2 protein-coding genes are annotated in these 1,372 nt (G+C 69.5%); both read left to right on the forward strand.

The genetic code is table 11. The annotated features are described in order from the left end of the window. Positions 1-326 precede the first annotated feature (326 nt). Positions 327-716: an ArsR/SmtB family transcription factor gene (locus DD1DGNOD_RS11115; RefSeq protein ID WP_131766501.1), complete on the forward strand. Its 390-nt coding sequence runs from the start codon at positions 327-329 to the stop codon at positions 714-716. Next, positions 685-1,182, forward strand: coding sequence for an SRPBCC family protein (locus DD1DGNOD_RS11120; RefSeq protein WP_131770058.1), 498 nt, complete (start codon positions 685-687; stop codon positions 1,180-1,182). The genes DD1DGNOD_RS11115 and DD1DGNOD_RS11120 overlap by 32 nt, the downstream gene beginning before the upstream one ends. The last annotated feature ends 190 nt before the right edge of the window (positions 1,183-1,372 follow it).

Genomic DNA, 1,372 nt, shown 5'->3' on the forward strand with positions numbered 1-1,372 from the left:
GGGTGGGTATGCGACACGCTGGCGAGGTAGCGGTACGGGCATGACCCCATGAAGTGATCATGGTGTGGTCCCTCGCTTCGGTTGTCTTGGCGGACACCCGAGACCTACCACTCGGCAGATCTCAGGCGGGGACCGCCACCCCGACTTCTATGACGTCCGAGACAACCTCCGGTTCTGCCGCGACCGCTGGACTGCCGGTTCACCCTGCTGGTCGCCCCGGCCACGGGCATCTGGCTGCCGTGATCACGGGTAAGTAGTCGCATGGCCGGGGACAGTTGCGGTGCCGTCCTTGCGCGGCCCGACGGCACCCGCTAACGTACAACTCGATGGTTGTACGTCAGGAGTCCGCCGACCACGCCGATCGTCTCTTCCACGCCCTGGCTGATGCGACACGGCGCGAGATCGTGGCCCTCACCCTGACCGGTGAGCACTCGGTCTCGGACCTCGCCCGGCGGTTCCCGATGAGTTTCGCGGCCGTCCAGAAGCACGTGGCGGTGCTGGAACGCGCCGGGCTGGTCGCCAAGCAACGACAGGGCCGGGAGCAGCGGGTGCGGGGCAACCCGGACGCCCTGCGCGAGGCCCATCGGCTGCTGGACCAGCTGGCGGCCGTATGGCGAGGGCGCATCGACCGGATCGGCGCGATCCTCGCCGATCCCGACCCAGGAGACAGCAAGGAGCACGCGCATGACCGTGATCGACGTTCAGAAGAACCCTGAAGCCCTCACACTGACGCTCACCGCACGGTTCGACGCGCCGCCAGCGCGGGTGTGGCAGGTCTGGCAGGACCCCCGCCAGCTCGAGCGGTGGTGGGGCCCGCCGACCTACCCCGCGACCGTCGTCGACCATGACCTGACCCCCGGCGGTGCGGTCACGTACTTCATGACCGGGCCGGAAGGCGACAAGCACTACGGCTGGTGGCGCATCCTGTCCGTCGACGCCCCGCACCGGCTGGAGTTCGAAGACGGCTTCGCCGACGACTCCGGCCGCCCCAGCCCCGACATGCCCGTCACGACCGCCCGCGTGCAGCTCACCGCAGACGGCGAGACGGGCACCGTGATGACGGTCGAGAGCACCTTCCCCACGCCTGAGGCGATGGAGCAGCTAGTGTCCATGGGCATGGTCGACGGCATGTCCGCGGCCCTGAGCCAGATCGACGCGCTGCTGGCCGGCCCCGCCGCCTGACGGGAGTCGCCACGGCGGCCTCGTGCGACCCTCGGTTCCGGTCGAGTGGGCGGATGGGCGGGTGATCTCGGCTCGGGCCGCGAGTGGATGGATGGACGACCGAAGTGCATCACCACGTGCGTGACGTCTCCTTCGGCGAGGACACCTCCACCAGCCGCACCGGCCACGGCCCGGTCAACCTCGCCACCCT

The organism is Candidatus Protofrankia californiensis (assembly GCF_900634765.1).
GTDB classification, from domain to species: domain Bacteria; phylum Actinomycetota; class Actinomycetes; order Frankiales; family Frankiaceae; genus Protofrankia; species Protofrankia californiensis.

What these genes read in the sequence shown, in the direction of transcription:
- DD1DGNOD_RS11115 (WP_131766501.1), top strand. Translation starts at nt 327, where the DNA reads ATGGTTGTACGTCAGGAGTCCGCCGACCACGCCGATCGTCTCTTCCAC.
- DD1DGNOD_RS11120 (WP_131770058.1), top strand. Translation starts at nt 685, where the DNA reads ATGACCGTGATCGACGTTCAGAAGAACCCTGAAGCCCTCACACTGACG.